This window comes from Lentzea flaviverrucosa (assembly GCF_003350445.1).
Lineage (GTDB): Bacteria > Actinomycetota > Actinomycetes > Mycobacteriales > Pseudonocardiaceae > Lentzea > Lentzea californiensis.
Genome location: NZ_QQAU01000003.1, coordinates 44,229 through 68,287, shown reverse-complemented (window position 1 = coordinate 68,287; position 24,059 = coordinate 44,229). Strand labels below are relative to the sequence as shown.

Sequence of the window (24,059 nt, the reverse complement as noted above, 5' to 3'; positions counted from 1 at the left end):
ACCAGGACAGGGGGTGCTAGTGGCTCGCCTCAGGACAGGCCGAACTCTCGTTCCAGGAAGTCGACGAGCTCGTCGGCCGACGCGTCCACCAGGTCGCCGTCCGCGGCGTCACCCGGCCCGGCCGCCGTCGCCGAGAACGTCGAGAGCAGTTCCTCGAGTCGCAGCACGATCGTCAGGTGGCCGTCGCCACCGACCGCGAGCAGGCTCGTCTCCAGGCGGTCCAGCTCCGCGAGCACGGCGGCCGCGGACACCTTGGCGGCTCCCTGCGGAGCCAGCAGCTGCTTCAGGTGAGCCGCGAGCGCGACCGTCGTGGAGTGGTCGAAGACGGCCGTCGCGGAGAGCCTGACCTCCGCGGCGGCGTTGAGCCGGTTGCGCAGCTCGACCGCCGTCAGCGAGTCGAGGCCGATGTCCGTGAACGGCTTGGTCGTCTCCAGCGCCGCCACGTCGCTGTGGCCGAGGACTGCGGCGGCGTGACCGCGGACGAGGTCGAGCAGCAGGGCGTTCTGCTCCGTCTCGGTCAGGGAGGCGAGTCGTTCCGCCAACGAGGACGACTGGGCCGCCTCGGTGACCCGGCGGGGTGCGGCCCGGCCGAGGTCGTGCCAGATCTGGTTGATCTCGTTGTGCTTGGCGAACTTGCGCAGTGCGGCGCGGTCGAGCTTCACCGGGACGGCGAGGGGCTCGTCCGCGCGGAGCGCGTCGTCGAACAGGGCCATGCCCTCGGCCGTGGCCAGTGCGCCGAAGCCCTCCTGGTTCATCGCGTCCAGGTCGGCCTGGGTCAGGGCGGCTCCCATGCCGTCCTCCCACAGCCCCCACGCGTGGGCCTGGCCGACGTGGCCGCTGCCGCGACGGTGCTCGGCGACGGCGTTGACGAAGGCGTTGGCCGCGGCGTAGTTGGCCTGTCCCTCGGTGCCGGTGATGCTGCTGATCGAGGAGAACAGGACGAACCGCGCCAGGTCGAGGTGCCGGGTGAGGTCGTGCAGGTGCCAGACCGCGTCCACCTTCGCGCGCTGCACCGCGTCCAGTCGCGCGGGCGTGAGCGATCCGAGCAGTCCGTCGTCGAGCACACCGGCGGTGTGCACCACAGCGGTCAGCGGCCGGTCCCGCGGGATGCCGTCCAGCACGCCGGCCAGCGCCTCCCGGTCGGCGGTGTCGCAGGCGGCAATGGTCGCGGTGGCTCCGAGCCCGGCCAGTTCGGCACGCAGCCGCTCGGCGCCGGGTGCTTCCGCTCCACGCCGGCTGATCAGCAGGAGGTGGCGGATGCCGTGCTCCACGACGAGATGCCGTGCGACCGCGCTGCCGAGCGCACCGGTGCCGCCGGTGACCAGGACCGTACCGTCGGAGTCCATCGGCCTGGGCAGGGTGAGCGCCACCTTGCCGACGTGCTTGGCCTGGCTGATGAACCGGAACGCGTCCTGCGCCTGGAAGACGTTCCAGGTCCGGGTGGGCAACGGGGTGAGCTCCCCGCGTTCGAACAGCGCGTCCAGCTCCGCCCAGATCTCGGCGATCCGGTCCGGTCCGGCGTCGATCAGGTCGAACGCCCGGTAGGTGACGTGACGGTGCCGCTCGCCCACCTCGGCGGGGTCGCGGACGTCGGTCTTGCCCATCTCCACGAAGTGGCCGCCGTGGGTGACCAGTCGCAGCGACGCGTCCACGAAGTCGCCCGACAGCGCGTTGAGCACGACGTCGACACCGCGTCCGACGGTCGCCGCGCAGAACACGTCCTCGAAGTCGAGGTCACGCGACGACGCGATGTGCAGGTCGTCCAGCCCGGCCTCGCGCAGGACGTCCTGTTTGCCGGTGCTCGCGGTGGCGAAGACCTCCGCGCCGAGGTGGTGCGCGATCTGGGTCGCGGCCATGCCGACCCCGCCCGCGGCGGCGTGGATCAGGACCGACTGGCCCTTCTCGAGCCGGCCGAGGTCGAGGAGGCCGTAGTACGCCGTCAGGAACACCAGCGGCACCGCGGAGGCCTGTTCGAACGTCCACCCCCGCGGCATGCGGGTGACCAGCCGGCGGTCGGCGTCGGCGACGGGTCCGATCCCGCCGATCACCAGTCCCATCACCCGGTCGCCCGGACGCAGGTCGGTCACCTCCGAGCCGACTTCGAGCACCACGCCGGCGGCCTCGTTGCCGATCGTCCCGGCGTCTCCCGGGTACATGTCGAGCACGGTCAGCACGTCGCGGAAGTTCAGCCCGGCGGCACGGACGCCGATGCGCACGTCACCCGGCGCGATCGGCTCCAGCACGGCGGGGTTGGGCGTCAGGACCAGGTGGTCGAGCGTGCCCTTGCCCGACATCCCCAGCCGCCACGCGTCCGTTCCCGCCGGGGGTGACAGCCGGTCCTTGGCCGCGGGCACGATCCGGGGCGCGAAGACCTGGTCGCCGCGCACCGCCAGCTGTTGTTCCCCCGACCCGATCAGCCTGCCCATCAGCTCGTGCCCGATCGCCGCGCCGGGTTCGGCGTCGACGAGCAGGAAACGGCCGGGGTACTCCTGCTGCGCGGTGCGGACGAGGCCCCAGACGACCGCGGTCGCCGGGTTGTCCACCGTGGAGTCGACAGCGACCGCGCCTTCCGTCGCCACGACGAGCTGCGAGCCGGCGAACCGGTCGTCCGCCACCCAGCGCTGGAGGACGTCCAGCGTCCGGTGGGACAACCTGCGCGCCGCCTCGGGCACGTCCTCGTCGTGGTCCACCGGCACGTGCAGGACGACGTGCGCGGGAGCCCGGCCGCCGATCGCCTCGTAGTCCGTCCACTCGACGGCGTCGCCGAGCACCGCCGGCGCCCACTCCACGCGCAACGACCAGTCGTTCTGCCGTTGCGGCTGCAGCCCTTCGGCGGAGATCTCCTTCAGCACCAGGGACTCCACGGTCATCACCGGCTCACCGGCGCTGTCCGCCACCCGGATCGACCAGGTGTCACCGCTCTCCTCGCGCAGCCTGACCCGCAGCGCGCCGGCACCGGACGCGTGCAGGGTGACGCCGTTCCACACGAACGGCAGCGACAACGGCGTGTCCTCGGCCAGGCCGATCGCGTGCAGCGAGGCGTCCAGCAGTGCCGGGTGCAGCCCGAAGTCCGGGTGGCTCGTGTCGTCCGGGATCGTGACCTCGGCGAAGACGTCGTCACCCAGCCGCCAGGCCGCGGTCAGGCCCTGGAACGCGGGACCGTAGGAAAGCCCGGTGCTCGCGAGTTCCTCGTACCGGCCGGTGACCGCCACCGGCTCGGCTCCGGCCGGTGGCCACTCCCGGAGGTCGAAGTCCGGCACGGGCGCGGCGGGCACCAGGGAGCCCACGGCGTGCCGCGTCCACGGATCTCCGGTGAGCGAGCTCGCCGGGCGCGAATGCACGCTGATGGACCGGCGGTCGTCCGCGGCGGCGGGACCGACCTGCACCCGGATGTCCACCGCCCCCGACTCCGGCAGCACCAGCGGGGTCTGGAGGGTCAGCTCCTCCACGGTGCCGCAGCGGACCTCGTCCGCCGCGCGAACCGCCAGTTCGACCAGGCACGCGCCCGGGACGATCACCTGGTCCAGCACGACGTGGTCGGTCAGCCAGCCGTGGCTCGAACGGGAGAGGCACCCGGTGAAGAGGAACCCGTCCCCCTCCGCGAACTCAACGGCCGCACCGAGCAGGGGGTGCTCGGCGGGGGCGAGCCCCAGCCCGGTCGTGCCGGCCTGCGTGCGGGGCGCCTTCAGCCAGTACCTCCCGTGCTGGAAGGCGTACGTCGGCAACGGCACCCGCCGGGCACCGGGGAACATGGCGTCCCAGGCGACGGGCACGCCGTGTGCGTGCAACCGCGCGAGCGCAGTGGTGAACGACCTGACCTCGTCGTGCTTCTTGCGCAGCAACGGGACGAAGACGCTTTCCTCCTCCGTGCTCTCCGCGCCCAGTCCGGACAAGGAGCTGTCCGGGCCCAGTTCGACGAACCGCGTCACCCCGAGCTCCGCGCACACGGCCACCGCGTCGGCGAACCGCACGGGTTGCCGCGCGTGCCGGACCCAGTACTCCGCCGACGTGATCTCCCCCGGCCCGACCAGGGCACCGGTCACGGTGGACACCATCGGAACCACCGGTTCGCGGTACTCGATCGACTCCGCCACCGCGCGGAACTCGTCCAGCATCGGCTCCATGAGCACCGAGTGGAACGCGTGCGACACCGGCAACCGCGTGCACTTCCGGCCCCGCGCGGTGAGTTCCTCGACCACGGCCAGAACCGGACCCTCCACACCGGACAGCACCACCGAACCGGCACCGTTGACCGCGGCCAGCGACACCTCGTCCGACAGGAACTCCCCGATCTCGTCCTCACTCGCCCGCACGGCCACCATCACGCCGCCGGACGGCAGTTCCTGCATCAGGCGTCCACGGGCCGCGACCAACCGGGCCGCGTCGCCCAGTGAGAACACGCCGGCCACGTGCGCGGCCGCGATCTCGCCGATCGAGTGCCCGACCAGGAACTCCGGCCGCACACCCCACGACTCCACCAGCCGGAACAGCGCCACCTCGACGGCGAACAACGCCGGTTGCGCCACCGCGGTCCGGTTCACCGCCTCGGCGTCAGCGCCGAACACCACCTCGCGCACGCCCGGCAGCAACGCGCACACCTCGTCGAAGGCCGACGCGAAAACCGGGAACTCGTCGTACAACCCACGGCCCATCCCGAGCCGTTGCGAACCCTGACCGGCGAACAGGAACGCCACAGGTCCACTGAGGACAGAACCTTCCACCACATCGGTACCGGCCCCGCCGTCGGCGAGAACGTCCAGGGCTGACAACAGTTCCTCGCGGTCCGCTCCGGTCACGACGGCCCGTGCCTCCAGCCCGGCGCGAGCCGTGACCAGGGAGAAGCCGATGTCCGCCGGGGACAGGGTCGCGTCGGCACCGGCGAAGTCGCTCAGCCGCCGCGCCTGCTCCCGCACCGCCTCCGGCGTCCTGCCCGACAGCACCCAGGCGATCCGGGAGCCGGAGGTGTCCTCGCTCGTCGCGCGGGCGTGGACGTCCGCCTGGTCCGGAGCCTCGAGGATCACGTGCGCGTTGGTGCCGGAGATGCCGAAGGAGGAGACGGCCGCCCGCCGCGGCCGGTCGGTCGCGGGCCAGGCAACCTGCTCGGTCAGCAGCGACACCGCACCGGTGTCCCACTCGACGTGCGGTGTCGGAGCGTCCACGTGCAACGTCGCGGGCAGCGTCTCGTTCCGCATGGCGAGGACCATCTTGATCACGCCCGCGGCGCCGGCGGCGGCCTGCGTGTGCCCGAAGTTCGACTTGACCGAGCCCAGCCACAGCGGCGGTCGCCCGGCACGGTCCTGCCCATACGTGTTGAGCAGTGCCTGCGCCTCGATCGGGTCACCGAGCCGGGTACCGGTGCCGTGCGCCTCCACCGCGTCCACGTCCGAAGTGGACAGACCCGCGTTGGCCAGCGCCTGCCGGATCACCCGCTGCTGCGACGGACCGTTCGGCGCGGTCAGGCCGTTCGACGCGCCGTCCTGGTTCACGGCGGAGCCACGCACCACAGCCAGCACCTCGTGACCGTTGCGCCGCGCGTCCGACAACCGTTCCAGCACGAGCACGCCCACACCCTCGGACCAGCTGGTGCCGTCGGCGGCGGACGCGAAGGACTTGCTGCGCCCGTCTGCGGCCAGGCCGCGCTGGCGCGAGAAGTCCACGAAGGTCTCGGGGGTCGCCATGACCGTGACGCCACCCGCGAGAGCAAGAGAGCACTCCCCCGAGCGCAACGCCTGGGAGGCGAGGTGCATCGCGACGAGCGACGACGAACAGGCCGTGTCGACGGTGACCGCCGGCCCCTCCAGTCCGAGCGTGTAGGCCACCCGGCCGGACAGCACGCTGGCCGAGGTGCCGGTGCCGATGTAGCCCTCGACCTCTTCGGGGACAGCGCCCAGGCTGTGGGCGTAGTCGTAGTACATGACCCCGGCGAAGACGCCGGTCCTGCTGCCCTTCAGCGACAGGGGGTCGAGACCGGTGTTCTCGAGCGACTCCCACACGACCTCCAGCAGCAGGCGCTGCTGCGGGTCCATCGCCAGCGCCTCGCGCGGGGAGATGCCGAAGAACTCTGCGTCGAACGCGTCCGCCTCGTGCAGGAACCCGCCCTCGGTCGCGTAGGAGGTGCCCCGGTGGTCGGGGTCGGGGTGGAACAGGGTGTCGAGGTCCCAGCCGCGGTTCACCGGGAAGCCGGAGATGGTGTCCGTGCCCGACGCGACGACGTTCCACAGGTCCTCGGGCGAGCCCACACCTCCCGGGTAGCGGCACGCCATGCCGACGATCGCGATCGGCTCGTCCGTCGCGGCCGACGTGAGGACCGGAGCGGTCTCGTCGGGCTCGTCGTCGGAGAGCTGGGTGTGCAGGAACGTCGCGAGCGCGGCGGGCGTCGGGTGGTCGAAGACCACCGTGGCCGGAAGCCGCACGCCGGCGGCGGCGCTGAGGTTGTTGCGCAGCTCGATCGCGGTCAGCGAGTCGAAGCCCAGGTCGGTGAAGGCCTTGTCCTGGTCGACGCGCTCCGCGGAGGCGTGCCCCAGCACGGCGGCGACCTGGGCGCGCACCATGCCGAGCAGCGCCTTCCGGTCGGCCTTCGTCCCGGCCTGCGGCGCCCCAGCGGCGGCGACGCGCCGCGACTTCGTCCTGATCAGCCGGTCGAACAGAGGCGGGAGGAGCGAGTCGCGGGACCGTGCCTCCAGAGCGGCGAGGTCGAGCCGTGCCGTGACGGCGAGCGGCAGGTCGGAGGCCAACGCCGCGTCGAACAGCGCGAGGCCTTCGTTCTCTGTCAGCGCCGGGAAGCCCTGCCTGGCCGCCCGCTCGGCTTCCGCCGGGCTCAGACCGCTGCCCATGCCCAGCTCCCACAGCCCCCACACGAGGGACTGGGCGGGCAGGCCGTTCACGCGGCGGTGCAACGCCAGCGCGTCGAGGAAGCTGTTGGCTGCGGCGTAGTTGCCCTGCCCGGCACCTTCGAAGAGTCCGGAGGTGGACGAGTACAGCGCGAACAACCGCAGGTCGAGGTGGCTCGTCAGTTCGTGCAGGTGCCAGGCGCCGTCGACCTTCGGGCGGAGCACTCCCTCGATGCTCTCCTCGTCGAGCGACGTGACGACGCCGTCGGCGAGCGTGCCCGCGGTGTGCACCACGCCGATGAGCGGGCGATCCGCGGGGATGGCGCCGAGCACGGATTCCAGGGCCGCGCGATCGGCGACGTCGCACGCGCTGATCGTGACGTGCGCGCCGAGTTCGGTGAGTTCGGCGCTCAGTTCGCCGGCTCCTGGAGACTCTGCGCCACGGCGGCTGGTCAGGACCAGGCTCGTGACCCCGTGGGCCGAGACCAGGTGCTTGGCCAGCGCTGCGCCGAGGCCACCGGTGCCACCGGTGATCAGAAGGGTCCCGTCGGCGGGCAGGACCCGCTCGGCGCCGGCCGGAGCGCGCACAACGCGGGGTGCGAGCAGCACGCCTTCACGCACGGCCAGCTGGGCTTCACCACTGCCGGCAGCGGCACCGACGAACTCCAGCGGGCCGTCGAGGAGCACGAACCGGCCGGGGTGTTCGGCCTGCGCCGCGCGGACCAGGCCGCACACCGCCGAGGAGGCGACACTGGTCACGTCCGGACCGGCCGCGCCGGTGGTCACCACGACGAGACGGGAGTCCGCGTACCGGGTGTCGGCGAGGAAGTCCTGCACGGCCGTGAGCACGGTGCGGGTGGCTTCACGCACGCCGGTCGGACCGTCGTTCTCCGGCGAGACGAACAGGGCCAGCACGCCGGGGACGGCGTCCACCGCACCCCAGGTCGTCCACGCCGGTGAGTTGTCGGTGGGCACGGACACCCAGTCCACCGTGTACAGACTGGGGGCAGTGCTCTGCGCGGCCGCGGACGGCGCGCGGGACACGAGCGAGTCGACCGTGAAGACCGGCGCACCGGCCGGGTCGACGGCGTGCAGGCTGACCTCGTCGGCGCTCTTGACGGTGATCCTCACGCGGAGCGACGTCGCGCCGACCGCGTGCACCGACACGCCGGACCACGAGAACGGCAGCCGTGCACGCCCTCCGTCGTCACCGGCTCCGCCGAACCCGATCGCGTGCAGGGAGGCGTCGAGCAGGGCGGGGTGCACGGCGAACTCCGCCGCGTCCACCACAGCCGACTCGGGCAGGGTGACCTCGGCGAACACCTCGTCCCCGGCGACCCACACACCGTGCAGCCCGCGGAAGACGGGGCCGTAGGCCAGGCCGGTGGCGGCCAGGTCGTCGTACACGCCGTCGAGCGCGACCTCCCGCGCTCCGGCGGGCGGCCACGACGTCGTGGACCACTGGTGCGGTGCCGACGGCTTCACGGCCAGCGAACCGGACGCGTGCAGGACCCACTCGCCGGACCCCGGAAGCCGGGAGTGCACGCTGATCGCGGCCCTGCCGGCGGAGTCGACGGGGCTGGACCGCACCTGCAACTGCACGGACTCGGACTCCGCGAGCACCAGGGGTGCCTGCAGGGTCAGCTCTTCGACCGCGGCGCACCCGGCTTCTTCGGCCGCCCGCACCGCGAGGTCCAGCAGCACCGCGCCTGGCACGACAACGCGGCCGAAGACGACGTGGTCGGCCAGCCACGGGTGTGTCGCCAGGGACAGCCGTCCGGTGAGCACGTGACCTTCGCCGTCGGCCAGGGCGACGGTCGCGCCCAGCAACGGGTGGTCGGACGGCTCCAGACCCAGCGTGGCCGCGTCGGCCGCGGCCGATCCGGCCAGCCAGAAGTGCTCGCGCTGGAAGGCGTAGGTGGGCAGCTCGACGGTGGTCGCGGACGCGGGGAACACCGCGGGCCAGTCGACTCGTGCGCCGCGCACGAAGGCGTGGCTCACCGCGCTGAGCGCCTCGACCTCCTCCGGGCGGTCGCGGCGCAGCAGGGGCCGGACCAGCACGTCGGCGTCGTCCGTCAGGCAGTCCGCGGCCATCGCGGAGAGCACACCGTCGGGGCCCAGTTCCAGACACGTCGTGACGCCGGCCGCTTCGATGACCCGCACGGCGTCGTGGAACCGCACGGCCTCGCTGACGTGCGCCACCCAGTAGTCCGGTGTGGACACTTCCTCCGGGCTCACGAGGCGGCCCGTGACCGTGGAGACGAACGGGATGGCCGGAGCGGAGAAGGTGAGGAACTCCAGCAGCTGGCGGAACTCCTGCAGCATCGGCTGCATCAACGGCGAGTGGAAGGCGTGGCTCACGTTCAGGCGCTTCGCCTTGCCGCCCTGGGCCTGCCACCGGTCGGCGATCGCCAGGACGACGTCCTCGGCGCCGGAGAGCACGACCGAACGCGGTCCGTTGATCGCCGCGATGCTCACGGCGTCCTCGTGGCCGCCCAGCAGGCTCAGCGCTTCCTCTTCCGTCGCGCGCAGCGACACCATCGCGCCGCGCACCTCGAGCTCCTGCATCAGCCGCCCGCGCGCGGCCACCAGGGTCGCGGCGTCTTCGAGGGAGAGAACCCCCGCCACGTGTGCCGCGGCGATCTCGCCGATGGAGTGCCCGCTGACGTAGTCGGGCTTGAGGCCCTGCGACTCGACCAGCCGGTACAGCGCGACCTCGATCGCGAACAGCGCGGGCTGGGCGTAGGAGGTCTGGTCGATCAGGGCGGCGTTCTCGCTGCCCTCCTCGGCGAACAGCACCTCCAGCAACGGGGTGTCCAGCTGGATGTCCAGGTAGCCGCACGCGTCGTCCATCGCACGGGCGAAGACCTCGTTGCGCTCGTACAGCTCGAGTCCCATCGCGCGGCGCTGGGAACCCTGACCCGAGAACAGGAACGCGAGGCGGCCGGTGCCCGCGACGTCCCGGAGAGCCGGGGTGGTCCCGTTGATCACCGCGTCGAGGCCCGCCAGCAGCTCCTCGCGGCCGCGGCCGACGACGGCGGCGCGGTGGTCGAGGGCGGCGCGGGTGGTGGCGAGGGACAGGCCGACGTCGGCCGGGCTGAGCGCCGGATCGTTGCCGACGAAGGCCTTCAGCCGTTCGGCCTGAGCGCGCAGGGCGTCCTGCGTCCTGCCCGACACCACCCACGGAACCGCGATGTGGTCCGGAGTGTCGTCGATCCGCTCGGTCTCGACCGCCGGGGGTTCTTCGACGATCACGTGGGCGTTGGTGCCGGAGATGCCGAACGACGAGATCCCGGCACGGCGCGGGCGGCCGGTCACCGGCCACGGCTGCGCTTCGCCGAGGAGGGAGAGGTTGCCCGCCGACCAGTCCACGTGCGACGTCGGCCGGGTGAGGTGCAGCGAGCGCGGCAGGGTGCCGTGCCGCATCGCCATGATCATCTTGATCACGCCGGCGGCACCGGCGGCGGCCTGGGCGTGGCCGATGTTCGACTTGATCGAACCGACCCACAGGGGCTTGTCCGCCTCGCGTTCCCGGCCGTACGTGGCGAGGAGCGCCTGCGCCTCCACCGGGTCTCCCAGGCGGGTGCCGGTGCCGTGGGCCTCGACGGCGTCGACGTCGGCGGCGGCGAGCCCGGCGTTGGCCAGCGCCTGGTGGATCACGCGCTGCTGCGCGAGACCGTTCGGCGCGGTCAGGCCGTTGGAGGCGCCGTCCTGGTTGATGGCCGACGCACGCACGACCGCGAGCACCGGGTGGCCGTTGCGCCTGGCGTCGGAAAGTCGTTCCAGGGCGAGGACTCCGACGCCCTCGCCCCAGCCGGTGCCGTCGGCGGACTCGTCGAAGGACTTGCACCGTCCGTCGGGTGAGAGCCCTCGCTGACGGGAGAAGGCGACGAAGTTGCCGGGGGTGGCCATGACCGCCACGCCACCGGCCAGCGCGAGGTCGCACTCACCGGACTTCAGCGAGTTCGCGGCGAGGTGCAGTGCGACGAGGGAACCCGAGCAGGCGGTGTCCACGCTGAGGGCGGGACCTTCGAGGCCGAGGACGTACGCGATGCGACCGGACACCACACTCGTCGCGTTACCGGTCAGCAGATGCCCTTCGGACCCTTCCGGAGCGTCCGCCAGTCGCGGGCCGTACTCCTGGGGTTCCACGCCGATGAACACACCGGAACGGCTGCCGCGCAACGAGGTGGGGTCCACACCCGCGCGTTCCAGCGCCTCCCAGGAGACCTCGAGCACCAGGCGCTGCTGGGGATCCATGGCGGTCGCCTCACGCGGGGAGATCCCGAAGAACTCGGCGTCGAACTCCCCCGCCGCGTCCAGGAACCCGCCGTGCCGGCTGTAGGTCTTGCCCGCCTTGCCCGCGTCCTCGTCGTAGATGCCCTCGACGTCCCAGCCGCGGTCGGAGGGGAAGCCGGCCACGGCGTCGACGCCCTCGTCGACCAGGCGCCACAACGCCTCCGGCGAGTCGACCCGCCCTGGGAACCGGCAGCCGACACCCACGATCGCCACGTCGTCGTCGTGCTCGACGAGCGGGAACGCGGACACGGACCCGAACTGCTGGTCGTCACCCGCTCCCAGGCGCGTGGCCAGCGCCATCGGGCTGGGGTGGTCGTAGACGACGGTCACGGGCAGTTCGAGGCCGGTGGCCGCGACGAGACGCGCGTGCAGCTCGACCGACGCCAGCGAGTCGAACCCCAGGTCGAGGAACGACCGGGTGCCGCTGCCCACCGGTGGCGCGCCGGGCACCATGTCGGCGAGAACCTCCGCGGTCACCCGCATGACGAGATCGCGCAATGCGTGTGCCGCCTCGCCCGAGTTTCCCGCGGGCAGCTCGTTTCCCCGGTCCACCACCTCGCCGGTGGCAGGACGGAGGTCTTCGAACTCGCTCAAGTGCGCACTCCCCAACTACTCCGTGGGACGTCAGTGATGGCGAACAACAATGCAAGGCGATCCCGCCGGACACATCGGGACGCAGAACTGCAGTAACGTAATCACAGGTCGATTGCCTGCGGGATGTGGAGATTCCACCCGCCGGCCACCGGCGAAGAACTCCCCATCCACCCGGACGGATCGGCGCAGCGCGCACACCGCGGGCGCGAACGATTACTTGGCGATGACCGAGATGCGGAAACGCTCCATTACTCGGCACGTCCGCCCGAACATAGGATCCATTCCTATTTCCCCTTGGCCACGAAATCCAGCTTCTCGCCACTGCGGCGCAGGCCGAGGCCAGGCAGTTCCAGATGTCTTTGGAGGCGTCGCCATGAGCCGCACAGCAGTCGTGTTCCCGGGAATGGGTCCGTCGAAGTTCGACGACGTCGGCAGGTTCATGACGGTCAGTCCGTTCGCCCGGCGGAGGCTGGCCGAAGCGAACGCCGCTCTCGGGTGTTCGCTGCTCGACGAGCTGCGAACCGGTCCCGACGAGTACAACGCGGCACAGCAGATCGGGTTCCTGGTCAACTCCGTCGCGATGGCCGACTGGATGGAGAAGTCATTGGGCTTCCGTCCGGACATGTGCGTCGGATCCAGCTTCGGCGAGCGCGCCGCGGTCGCCTATTCGGGAGCCATGCCGTTCGCGGAGGTCGTCAGGCTCACCGCCGAACTGGCGCGGTGCGAGCTGGACTACTTCCGGGAGGAACATCGGGACCTGGTCAGCCAGCTGGTCGTGCGCACGCCGCAGGAACGGCTGGACGAGGTTCTCGCCACCATGTCGGAGAACGACGAGTGGCACGAGATCTCCGGTTACTTCGACGACAGCGTTCACCTCGTGACGATGCACGAGGAGCACCTCGCGGAGTTCAAGCGGAAGATCAGCGACCGCGGCGGCTACTCCCTGACCACGATGCGCCCCGCCGCGCATGCCCGCGTTCTGGCGCCCTTGCGCGCCCGGATGCGCGAAGAGGTGTTCGGGAAGTTCTCGTTCACCACGACGACGATGCCGATCATCTCGGACCAGGACGGCTCGCTGGTCAGCGCGGGAGCCGAGGTCGGCGCGATGCTCGAGGCGTCCACCGTCAACCCGGTGCACTGGGGGCACGTCCACGACCGGCTGGTGAACGAGGGCTTCACGCGGATCTGCGTGGCGGGCCCGGACTTCCTCATTCATCGACTGGGGCTCCTGAGGAAGAACTTCGAAGTGGTGGCGGCCGGCCCGAAGGACGCTTTGAAGTCCCGCCGTCCTTCCAAATAAGCCTCGTCTCCGGCGCGCTCACCACTGACCGCAGTTCCGTCACACCGCTGAGATCCGACGAATCATCGAGGTTGCAAAATGGGATTCACGTCGACTATCACAGATGACGAGCCGGCACCGACCGCGGGTTTGTCCCCAGATTTTCCCTTCGTCTACGAAGAATGGCTGAACCACCGGGCGGGACTCGGTGCCGTGCCGGTGGAGCGGCACGGCACCGAGGTGGCCGTCATCGGCGGCGGGATCTCGGGCATGGTGACCGCCTACGAACTCATGAAGCTCGGACTGCGACCGGTCGTGTACGAGATCGAGGAACTCGGCGGGCGGATGCGCACCGTCGGGTTCGAGGGACACCCGGAACCGAGGGCGGAACTGGGGTCGATGCGGTTCTCGCCGTCGGCCACGCTGTTCCACTACGTGAACAAACTGGGCCTGAAAGCAGTTCCTTTCCCCAACCCGCTGGCCGACGCCACTCCCAGCACCGTCATCAACCTGCGAGGGGAAACGCACTGGGCGCGCGGGCCCGAGGACCTCCCCCTGACGTTCCAGCAAGTCTCCGACGCGTGGTCCAAGGCGCTGCACGAGAAGGCCGACCTGCCGGTCATGATGGGCGCGATGGAGCGCCGCGACATCTCCGTGATCAAAGCCCTGTGGAACCGCACGGTCCGCGAACTGGAGAACCAGTCGTTCTACGGCTTCCTGACCTCCACGGCGGCGTTCTCGTCCTTCGAACAACGGGAGATCTTCGGCCAGGTGGGCTTCGGGTGCGGCGGGTGGGACACCGACTTCACCAATTCCGTGCTGGACGTTCTGCGGGTCGTCTACACCGAGGTCGGTGACAAGCAGTACCGCATCATCGGCGGCAGCCAGCAGGTCCCGACGGGATTGTGGAGTCACGAGCCGGAAGAACTCGTGCACTGGCCCGCCGGCACCTCGCTCGCGCGACTGCACGACGGGAAGCCGATGCCGGGGGTGTGCAGGATCAGCCGCGGCGGCGGTGGCGCCGGATACCTGATCGAGGACGTGTCCGGTGGTGTGCGCGAGTACCCGGTGGCCGTCTTCACGGCTCAGAGCTGGAACCTGCTGTCCCGGATCCAGTGCGACCCCGACCTGCTGCCGTCCGATCTGTGGACCGCCGTGGAACGCACCCACTACATGGGCTCGTCGAAGCTCTTCGTGCTGACCGACCGCCCGTTCTGGCGCGACCGCGACGAGAAGACCGGTCGCGACGTCATGGGGATGACGCTGACCGACCGGCTGCCGCGCGGCGTCTACCTGTTCGACGACGGGCCTGACGAACCCGGCGTGATGTGCCTGTCGTACACGTGGAACGACGACTCCCTGAAGGTCGCCACCCTCACCGCCGAGGAGAGGCTGGAGGTGGTCCTGGCGTCGCTCGCCCAGATCTACCCGGACGTCGACATCCGTTCGCACATCGTCGCGCCGCCGGTCTCGGTCACCTGGGAGACCGAGCCGAACTTCATGGGCGCCTTCAAGTCCAGCCTCCCCGGGCAGTACCGGTACCAGCGCGCGTTGTTCACCAACTTCATGCAGGACGGGTTCGACGCGAAGCACCGCGGTTTCCTCATGGCGGGTGACGACATCTCGTGGCTGGGAGGGTTCGCGGAGAACGCCGTGGAAACGGCGTTGAACGCGGTCTGGGGCGTGATGCGTCATCTCGGCGGTGCGACCCACCCGGACAACCCCGGGCCCGGTGACCTCTTCGACGAGCTGGCGCCGGTCGTCATCTGAGACGCGTCCCAGGTCGTGGCCCGACGGCGTGACCAGGACCTGGGACAGCCTCAGTACAGCTCCGGACGCCTGTCGGTGAGGTACGGGGTCTCCGCGCGGACCCCGGCGATCAGCGACAGGTCCAGATCGGTCACCAGAAGCCCGTCCGAGATCTCGGCGTCGATCGCGACGACCCGGCCGTCCGGTCCCGCCACCCTGGTGAGACCGCAGTACTTCAGGTGACGTTCCCCGCCGGTCCAGTTGGTGTAGGCGATGAACAACTGGCTCTCGAAGGCGCGGGCCGGCACCACCGTCTCGGCGACGAAGTGCCACGGGACCATCAGGGCGGTCGGCACCACCAGGAGCTCGGTGCCGTGCACCGCGTGTGCGCGAACCAGTTCCGGGAACTCCACGTCGTAACAGATGATCAAGCCGACGGTCGTGCCGTCGACGACGGCCTGCACAACGCCCGTGTCCCCGGCGCTGAAGCTCGACCGGTCGATGTCGCCGAACAGGTGCGTCTTGCGGTAGGTGGCCAGACCCGTTCCGTCGGCACCGACCACGCGCACGGAGTTGTAGACGCGTTCCCCGGCCAGTTCGGGCCAGCCGTGCACGATCGCGACACCGCACTCGGCGGCGATCCGCGCGACCTCGCCGCACATCGGCCCGCTCTCCGGCTCGGCGAGCTCACGCAGCTTCCGGCCGCCGAGGTTGTAGCCGGACAGCGACATCTCCGGCGTGACCAGCAACCGCGCGCCGGCCTCCGCTGCCTCCCTCGCGCGCACCCGCAGACGAGCGAGAGCACCCGCCACGTCGGACGGGTGCGTCGAGGCCTGCCAACAGGCGATTCTCATTGCGAACTTCCTCCCACACGGCCACACGTCGGATCGGCGATCAGCCGATGTACGTCTGCTGGGCGCCGCGGCGCGGACGCGGCGGGCGGATCGTGGTCAGGAGAGGGCCGAAGACGAACCAGGCCGCGCCGGTGCCCGTCATCACCGGCATGGCGACCTTCCACATCAGCTCGGTCTGCGCGGGTGTGCTGACGAAGAGGACCAACGCGGCCATGATGACCATCGAGATGAGCCACGCGAGTGCGAACTTGCCGAACTGCGCCCACTCGTAACGCACCTTGGCGCGACCGTACTTCGGCGGCAGAACGGGCGGTGGACCGCCGGCGAAACGGTGGTGGAAGCGCTGGTCGGTCCACCGCATGATGCTGTGCCCGAATCCGAGGGTGAGGCCGAGATAAATGGCGGCCGCCACGTGCGGCCACGTCGCCTCACCGCCCGAACGCAGGTCGAACACGGTGGCGATGAGCAGCACCACGTCCACGAGCGGTGTGCAGAGGAGCAATGCGGCGCCGACCCGGCGACTCCGCAGCGGATAGCGCGCGACCAGGCCGGCGAGCAGGAAGAACCAGAACCCGATCTCACATCCGATGATCAGCGCGAGGATGAAGTTCTCGCGCACGTACCCGAGGATCTCCGTCATGCCCGGATGCTGGCAGTGCGATCTATTGTTCCGTTATCGTTCTGTTCTTCCACCGCCCAGCGACGCTCGTGACGCGGTTTTCTCTAGTCGTAACCGCGAATGTGACCGTCCTCGTCGGCGAGACTGTCGTACTCGTCCATGCCATTCTCCTCTCATGGGTGAACTCCGGACAGCAGCTCCTTCAAGTGAGTTCAGTGCGGTGTAACTCCGATCACACAATTCCACTCTCCCCCGCCAACAATCCGCTATCGGGCCGCCATCGGCGCGCGGGTTCATCCCGTCAGGACGACAGCCTGACCGGCCGTGGCGAAGAGGCCGTCGAACACCCGGACGCGGTCGAAGGACAGGGCGTGCTCGCGTGCCCGGTCCGCCATGAGCTTTCGTTCCTCGGCTGACATGTGGAGCACCACCCGGTCGATCGCGGCGGCGATGTGGCTGGGGTTCCCGGCCTCGACGAGGATGGCCGTGCCGCCCACCGCCTCGCCGACCCCGCCGGTGGTGGTCGTGATCACCGGCCCGCCGCCCGCGAGCATGTTCTCGGTCAGCGCGATGCCGAAGGTCTCGACGAAGTCCGGTTCGGGCTTGGTCGGCAGCGCGTACACGGCGCAGCCGTTCATCAGCAGCGGCTTCTCCTCGTCCTCCACGTCGGTGAGGAAGAGGATCCGGTCGTCGTGCCGGGTGATCGCCTGGAGGTGCTCCAGTTCGGGGCCTTTGCCGGCGACCACGAGCTTCAGCCGTGACCGCGCCTGGCACCGGGCGAACGCGTCCACCAGGTCGTAGACGCCTTTGGCCCGCGTCACCCGGGACAGGAACAACACGTACCCGTCGCGTTCCAGGCCGCGGCGCCGCAGGGCGGCCTCCACGAGCGCCGGATCGAGGTCGAGGTACGCCGAGGTGTCGATCGGCGGGTAGCTGACCGATATCCGGCGCACGCACTGGCGGGCGAACCGGGTGCCGCAGTGCGCGTCGACGGCCTCCGCGCAGGCGATGATCTCCTGCCTGGTGTACTCCGACACGGCGATCACCTGGTCGTTGGCGAGGAACCGGGTGAACAGGACCACGGCGGCCCCGAACCGCCGCTCGTGCAGGCACGAGCGGATCACGTTGGTGACGTCCGATCCGACCGCCTTCGCGATGGTGTGGACGTCGGGTGCGTAGCCGGCCGCGCGTGCCGCGTCGACGGCGTCGCGCACCACGGCGTCGTGGGGAGCGAGGTACATCGACACGCAGGTGGTCCGGACCGGCTCGGCGAGCAGTTCGACCAGGCGTCCGGTCAGCCCGGCCAGGTACCGGCCATCGGGTACCCGGTAGTCGCCGACCGGCTCGGGCCGCTCCACGGTGATGCCCTCGCTGTAGGGCAGGATCCGGTCCAGCGGCTTGAGCGGCAGGCCAGCCGCCTGCAGCACGGGTATCGGCCAGGTCAGCAGCCGGACGTCGTCGAAGCCGCGGGTGAGCGCGACCTCGGCAAGGTTGCGGGCTTCTCCGGAGTGACCGCAGATGACCGGGTCGGCCCGGACCACGATGACGAGACGGCGGTTCGGCCTGCTCATGGGCGAGCCCTCTTTCCGAACGGGTCGGACGCTGATGGCGGCAGGATCTCGCGGCCCCACTCCGAGGGGTGCGGGCCGAGTTCGAGCAGCAGCCGGCCGCCGGCGTGGACGTCGGACGCGCGCAGGTGCGCCGCGTCCAGTGGTGTGCCGTTCAGCCGGGCGGACTGCACGTACTGCGGCGGCGGGTGCTCGTCCAGCCCGTCGGAACTGATGGACGTCTCGCGGTGTCCACGCGTCTCGATGACGAAGTCGCGGTCCCCGAGGTGCAGGGTGGCGCGGCTGAAGGCGGGCGCGTTGACGAGGAACAGGTTCTGCCCGGCGACCGGGAACAGGCCGAGCGAGGCCCACACGTACCAGGAACTCAGCCCGCCCGAGTCGTCGTTGCCCGGCAGGCCGCCGGGACCGGTGCCGAACTGCCAGGTCAGTGCCGCGTGCACGATCTCGGCCGTGCGGTCGGGCCGGCCCGCGTAGTGGTAGGACCACGGTGCTTCCATGTCCGGCTCGTTGTTCAGCCCCTCGAACCGGTTCAGCAGGTAACCGGCCGCCATCTCCGCCGAGCCTGGCCGCTTGCCGGGCTGCGCCACACGCGGGGCTCCGTAGCCGAAGAACGCGTCGAGCGTGCTGACGAACGCCTCGTTCCCGCCGACCATCGCGATTCTCGCCGCCATGTCGTGCAGCAACCGGAACGAGTAGTTCCACTTGCCGCCCTCGTAGAACGACGAGTCGAGCAGCAGGCCGGTGTCGGGGTCGAACGCGTTGGACCACAGGCGGCTGCGCGCGTCGAGGTCGTCGGCGAGCTGGACGTCGTTCAGGGCCCTGGCGACGCCGGAGGTGCAGTGGCAGGCGTAGGCGAGGTCGAGCGTGTGCGAGATCGGGTGCACGACGCCGTGCTCGTAGAAGTCCTCGCCGTACATCCGGCGCAGGTCGTCGTACATGTGCACCAGCGCCCAGGTCCAGTCCAGGTCGCCGAGGCCGAGGGCGTGCACGTCGGCCAGCGCGGTGTGGACCAGCGCGCTCGCTTGCCGGAAGAACCTGTCCGCGCCGCGGGCCATCCGGTATCCGATGGGGAAGTTGCCTTCCTCCTCGCAGACCCGGATCAGCGACTCCAGCAGATCGACCGCCCGCTCCGGGCAGAGGGCGATGAGCAACGGCAGCTGGGTCTTGTAGATGTCCCACATCGTGCAGATGTCGAACACGAAAGGCCCGGAGGACGGCCAGAACGGGCTCTCGTCGTCGGCGAAGCACGGCTTGATCAGCGAGTGGTACATCGCAGTCGCGAACACCTGCCGCCTGGCGGGCGACCCGCCCTCGACCTCCACCCGCCCCACGTGGTCGCGCCACCGGTCCTGGGTCCGCGCGCGGACGTCGTCGAACGCCGGCGCCCCGTCACCGCATTCGCGGTGCAGGTTCTCCCTGGCCTGTTCACAGCCGCGCAGGGAGAACCCGATCTGGATCTCGACGCTCTGCCCGGCGGCGGTGGGACCCATGTAGAGCATCCCGAACGGGCGCAGCGTGGTCTGCCTGATGCGGTCGAAGTCGAGCCGCGTACCACCCTCGATCAGCCGGCGGTCGTGCCAGAGCATCTGCCGCCAGCCCGGACTGTCGACCCTGATGTACACCGACAGCGGCACGCCCTCGACGACCACCGTTCCCTGGGCGCGGCCGTTGCCGAGGCTTTCCACGTGCGCCCTCAGCGGCACGGTGCGGCCGAGGTCGATGCCCAGCCCACCGCAGGACAGGTCGACGACGATCCGTGCGCTGCGATGCTCGGGAAAGGTGTACCGGTGGACGGCGACCTTCGCGCCGACAGTGATCTCACACCGAATGCCGGTGTCGAGGGTTGCCGCGTAGTACCCGGCCTCAGCGGCCTCGTCGTGCAGCGGCCAGGCCTCGCCGAGGACGTCCAGCGGCTGCACCATCGGCGTCACCCGCACGTAGTTGTAGTACTTGCGTATCGCGCCGGTGCCGGACTGCTGGAAGTGGGTGAAACCGGACGCCTGCAGCCGGTCGAACATCTCCTCCGGCTGCCCCTCGGTGTTCTTCGTGTAGAGGCCGTACCCGGTCGGATAGGCACCGGAGTAGGCGCAGGCGGACACCATGCCGAGCGGGGACGTCGCGCCGGGGTGGGTGTTGCCGACCTGTGCTTTCGGCCACCACCAAGTGGCCGCCAGCCCTTGCGCCGCAGGCAATGAGGTGGCAGCCGTTCCGATGAATGGATCGATCTCGTCGAGGATGACGGGACCCTACGTGCGGGCGGGCACCCCGTTGGTTTCAGCGACGTGAACATTGCGACGGTGGCTTCGACCCGATCCGCGAGGGCGATCCGCCCGGATCATCGCCACGGCCTCGGTCCACAGAGGACGAGCCGTCCGAAGCGCGATCGGGAACACGCGGGCAACCAAACCGGTCTCCCACCGCATGGATAGGGGTGAGGGCGTCTGCCGGGCGCCACTGATCCTCGAGGAGAGTCGCGGTGCGAGTGGGCCAGGTGATCGCGGTGGCGGTGGTGCTGCTCGCGCTCGTGGTCATCGCGACTGCGGTGCTCGCGCTCCGTGACACCGAACGAGCTCCGGAGCAGCGTCCCACAGTGGTCCGCACGGACGACATGACGTGGCAGCGGACGCCGTCGCCCGCGCCGTCCTCACCGTCACGGCCCATCGGATAGGGGACGACGCTGAGCTGGGAAACCGAGTTCGCCGAACTCTTCGACCGGTGTTCGGACTCGATGCGGTTCACCGCCTACCTGTTGTGCGGCAACTGGCACGAGGCGGAGGACGTGATGCAGTCGGCGTTCATGAAGCTCTACCAGGCCGGGCCGAAGCTGGCCGACCGCAGCGGGATCGAGGCGTACCTGCGGCAGGTCGTCGTCCGCACCTTCCTCGCCGAGCGCAGACGCCTGCGCTGGCGCAGGGAGGAGCTGACCGACGCACCACCCGAGGAAGTCTTCGACACGCCCGGCGCCGAGGACGGTCTCGTGGTGTGGCAGGCGTTGTCCACACTGCCCGCGCGCCAGCGTGCCGTGCTGGTGCTGCGCTACTGGAACGACATGAGCGTGGAGGACGTCGCCACCGCACTCGGTTGTTCGACCGGCACCGTCAAGTCGCAGAGCAGCAAGGGGCTGGTGACGTTGCGGCGCAAGCTCGGCCCTGGGTTCAGCCGGTCGAGACTGGAGGCCTGATGGTGCACGAAGACGAATTGAGAGCGATCTTCTCCGCACTGCGGTCGCAGACCGCGCCGCCAGGGTCCGGCTCCGCCGCCGACCTGATCCGGCGCAGCCGGGCGAGACGGTCACGCCGTCGCACCGCCGCGGTGGCGGGCAGCGTCGCCGCGACGGCGGGGATCCTGGTGCTGGCACTGGCTTTCCTGCCCGTCACACCCAGCACACCGGTGGACCCCGGCCCGTCCCTGCAGGCGCCGACCTCGACGACCGACGGCGTGCTCACCACTCCCGACGGGACACCCGCACCGCACCGCACCACGCCCGGCGTCCCGGTCACCACCACTACGGGAATGCCGCCTCCGGCACCGTGACGATCAGGGGTGCGGTGCCCGCTCCTGACCGCGTGGTGCTCGTCGTCGACCTGTCGTTCCCCTGTTCGGGGGATGGGGGTTCATCTATCGGGAAATTCGGACCCAAATACCGTCGGATCAACTGAGATCCGGAGGTCCTGTCCGTGCCTGAAACGCCCGAGACCGCGGTCACCCTCACGCGGCAGGCGATCGAGTCGCGTCACTCCGACCGGGGCCGCGCCCGTGCGTTGCTGGGTGCCGCTTTGGCGAAGAACGACCAGTACGAGCCCGCCTGGCGCTGGCTCGCCGAAGTGGTCGAGGACGACGGCGAGCGGCTGTTCTGCCTGAACCGGGCGTACGCGCTCAAGGCAGACCCGGCGACCGGCCGTGCGCGCAAGGCGCTGCGCGCCGCGTCTCCGACACCCCCTGCCGAGGTCTCCGACCTGGTCGATCCGCCGCCTCCAGCGGCAGAGGTCACCGGCCGGACCACCGGAAGGCACCGGTTGTCGTGGATCGCCGCGGGGGCCGCGGCGATGGTCCTGCTCTCGTCGTTGGGCGTGTGGACGGCATCGGGAGACAGGCAGGGCGATCCTGTCCACGTCGCACTGGTGGCCGGGATGACCGGGGACAACGCGGTGGCGTCGGCGCACATGGAACGTGCCGTGCGCATGCACCTCGACACCGTCAACGCCGCGGGCGGTGTGCACGGGCATCCGGTGGAGCTGCTCGTCTACGACGACGCGGACAGGGTCGACAAGGCCGTCGCCATCGCGGAGCAGATCGTTCGCGAGAACCAGGTGCTGTACGTCGTGGGGCACAGCAGCAGCGACACCGCACTCGCGGCGGCTCCGATCTACCAGCGGGCCAAGATCCCGGCCATCACCCCCTCCGCCAGTTCGCCCCGGATCACCGACGGCAGCGACTGGTACTTCCGCAGCATGTTCGGCAACCGCACGCAGAGCGATTTCCTGTCCGCGTACGTCTCGCGTGTGCTCGGCTCGAAGACCGCGGCCGTGGTCTACGAAGACGACGAGGACGGCCGGTCGGGTCACGAGACCTTTGTGGAGTCCTTCAGCGAGTTCGGCAGGGTGACCGCCGCTGTGGCGATCTCCGCCGCGGCGGAGAGCAGGGAGGAGTCGGTCGAGGCCGCCGTCGCGGAGGTGAAGGCGCGCGCCGGTGGCGCACCCGTTGTGCTTGCCCTGAAGGAGAAGAACGGCCTCGACGTGATCGACGGACTCCGGTCCGCCGGCGTCACGGCACCCGTTCTCGGCACCTCGGCGCTGAGCTCGCAGGCGTTCCACGCGGCCCTGGTGGAGCGGGAGAAGGCGAAGGCCCGGCCGGGGTCGCTCACCGGCAACCTGTTCATGGGCACGCCACTGGCCCAGGACTCGCTGTCCGGTCCCGCGCAGGTCTGGGCGGACGACTACGCCCAGCGGTACCACGAACGTCCGTTGTGGCAGGCCGCGATGGCCCGCCAGGCCGTGAACGTGGGGTTGCACGCGATGAAGGCGGGCGGGCTCGGCTTCGACGAGGCGAACCGGGCGGAGGACCGCCGGCGGGTGCGTGACTCGTGGGCGTCGTTGAAGGACCGCAAGAACTCCTTCGCCGCCTTGCTGGGACCGTTGTACTTCAACGCCAGCGGGTCGGCGCAGATGCCGGTGTCGGTGGTGACCAGTGACGGCTCGAGGTTCGTCTCGGCGCCCACGCAGTTCACGATCTACGACCCGCTCAGCGACGACGCGGTGAAAGCCGATCTGGCGCAGGGACGGGTCATCGCGGTCAAGAACCGGTACCTCAGCCTCAGGCAGGTGGTGGCGACCGGGATCAACATCAACGAGATCCGCGACCTCGACACCACCGACGGCACGTACTTCGTCGACTTCTTCGTGTGGCTGAAGTACGCCGGCGACAACGCGGCGGCCGACGTGCAGTTCGTCAACGCGGTCAAGCCGGACCTCAAGCTCGGAGAGCCGCTGCGCAACGTGACCGAGAACGGGCAGACCTACCGCCTCTACCGGGTGGCCGACCGCTTCAAGACCGGCCTGCAGTTCCACGACTTCCCGTTCGACCACCAACAGCTCACCGTCCTGCTGCAGAACAGGACGCGCACCGCGGACCAGGTGTCCTACGTGACCGACAAGGAGATCCTCGACCAGGACCCGCGCGACTACCTGCGCAGTGGTGCCGACGCCGACGCCGACATCAACCAGGTCCCGAACTGGCTCGCCTCGTCGGTGCGCTTCTTCCGGCAGACCGTCGGCAGCAGCGACGCGCTGGGCGACGGCCAGGCCGCGGGCGCCGCCAACGGCATCTACTACAGCCAGTACGCGGCCGAGATCGCCCTCGACCGGGACACCCTGCCGTTCCTGGTCAAGAACCTGCTTCCGCTGGTGCTGCTGATCTGCGTTACGTACCTGTCCCTGTTCTTCAAGCCCTCCGACGGCGGCCCACCGGTGTCGATGGGGGTCACCGCGATCCTGAGCACCGCCGTCCTGCTCAACAACGTGACCGCCCAGCTACCGAAGATCAGCTACATCGTGGCTCTGGAATGGGGCTACTACGCGTTCATCCTGCTGGCCGCCACCTGCGTGCTGATCGCCATGCTGCGCAAACGTCTCGTCACGACGAACCGCGACAGCGCGGAGCACACCCTCGCCAGGGCGGCGCGCATCGCCTACCCGGTCTACCTCGTCGTCGTCGTGACCGCCTTCGTGGCCATCTTCGGCTGAGCGACCGCCGTGCATCCCTGTTCGT

The 24,059-nt window shown here is 70.2% G+C and carries 11 protein-coding genes; 6 read left to right on the top strand and 5 right to left on the bottom strand.

What is annotated here, in order from left to right:
• Positions 1-29 precede the first annotated feature (29 nt).
• Positions 30-11,723, bottom strand: a complete 11,694-nt coding sequence (locus tag DFR72_RS45435) for a type I polyketide synthase (RefSeq protein WP_090062996.1) — start codon at positions 11,721-11,723, stop codon at positions 30-32.
• A 373-nt stretch (positions 11,724-12,096) separates the two neighbouring features.
• On the opposite strand from DFR72_RS45435, the gene DFR72_RS10490 reads away from it, so the two are divergent.
• Together DFR72_RS10490 and DFR72_RS10485 are read left to right on the top strand one after the other, a co-directional pair.
• The gene (locus DFR72_RS10490) at positions 12,097-13,023 is read left to right on the top strand and encodes an ACP S-malonyltransferase (protein ID WP_090062998.1); all 927 of its coding nucleotides are present in this window, start codon (positions 12,097-12,099) and stop codon (positions 13,021-13,023) included.
• A 78-nt stretch (positions 13,024-13,101) separates the two neighbouring features.
• Entirely contained in the window at positions 13,102-14,772 is a 1,671-nt protein-coding gene (locus DFR72_RS10485) for a flavin monoamine oxidase family protein (protein ID WP_090062999.1), read from the top strand.
• A gap of 50 nt (positions 14,773-14,822) precedes the next feature.
• Here the strand turns inward: DFR72_RS10485 and DFR72_RS10480 are convergent, their stop codons facing one another.
• The 4 genes from DFR72_RS10480 to DFR72_RS10465 form a co-directional block, all read right to left on the bottom strand.
• Positions 14,823-15,605 carry a carbon-nitrogen hydrolase family protein gene (locus DFR72_RS10480; RefSeq protein WP_090063000.1) on the bottom strand — a complete coding sequence of 261 codons (783 nt, stop codon included), beginning with the start codon at positions 15,603-15,605 and terminating at the stop codon, positions 14,823-14,825.
• Positions 15,606-15,645: 40 nt separating this feature from the next.
• Complete coding sequence (locus tag DFR72_RS10475) at positions 15,646-16,245, bottom strand: hypothetical protein (RefSeq protein ID WP_090063002.1); 600 nt, start codon at positions 16,243-16,245, stop codon at positions 15,646-15,648.
• Between the two features lie 272 nt (positions 16,246-16,517).
• The gene (locus DFR72_RS10470) at positions 16,518-17,795 is read right to left on the bottom strand and encodes a glycosyltransferase (RefSeq protein ID WP_090063004.1); all 1,278 of its coding nucleotides are present in this window, start codon (positions 17,793-17,795) and stop codon (positions 16,518-16,520) included.
• Positions 17,792-20,005: a glycoside hydrolase domain-containing protein gene (locus DFR72_RS10465; protein ID WP_256237739.1), complete on the bottom strand. Its 2,214-nt coding sequence runs from the start codon at positions 20,003-20,005 to the stop codon at positions 17,792-17,794. The genes DFR72_RS10470 and DFR72_RS10465 overlap by 4 nt, the downstream gene beginning before the upstream one ends.
• Positions 20,006-20,268: 263 nt before the next feature.
• On the opposite strand from DFR72_RS10465, the gene DFR72_RS10460 reads away from it, so the two are divergent.
• The 4 genes from DFR72_RS10460 to DFR72_RS10445 all read left to right on the top strand — a co-directional run bounded on the left by DFR72_RS10460 (position 20,269) and on the right by DFR72_RS10445 (position 24,034).
• Positions 20,269-20,460 (top strand): hypothetical protein, encoded by a 192-nt coding sequence (locus DFR72_RS10460; protein WP_143086583.1) that lies wholly within the window; start codon positions 20,269-20,271, stop codon positions 20,458-20,460.
• A 9-nt stretch (positions 20,461-20,469) separates the two neighbouring features.
• Positions 20,470-20,973 carry a SigE family RNA polymerase sigma factor gene (locus tag DFR72_RS10455; RefSeq protein WP_090063008.1) on the top strand — a complete coding sequence of 168 codons (504 nt, stop codon included), beginning with the start codon at positions 20,470-20,472 and terminating at the stop codon, positions 20,971-20,973.
• Positions 20,973-21,326: a hypothetical protein gene (locus tag DFR72_RS10450; RefSeq protein ID WP_090063010.1), complete on the top strand. Its 354-nt coding sequence runs from the start codon at positions 20,973-20,975 to the stop codon at positions 21,324-21,326. The genes DFR72_RS10455 and DFR72_RS10450 overlap by 1 nt, the downstream gene beginning before the upstream one ends.
• 143 nt (positions 21,327-21,469) lie before the next feature.
• Entirely contained in the window at positions 21,470-24,034 is a 2,565-nt protein-coding gene (locus tag DFR72_RS10445; RefSeq protein WP_090063011.1) for an ABC transporter substrate-binding protein, read from the top strand.
• Positions 24,035-24,059 lie beyond the last annotated feature (25 nt).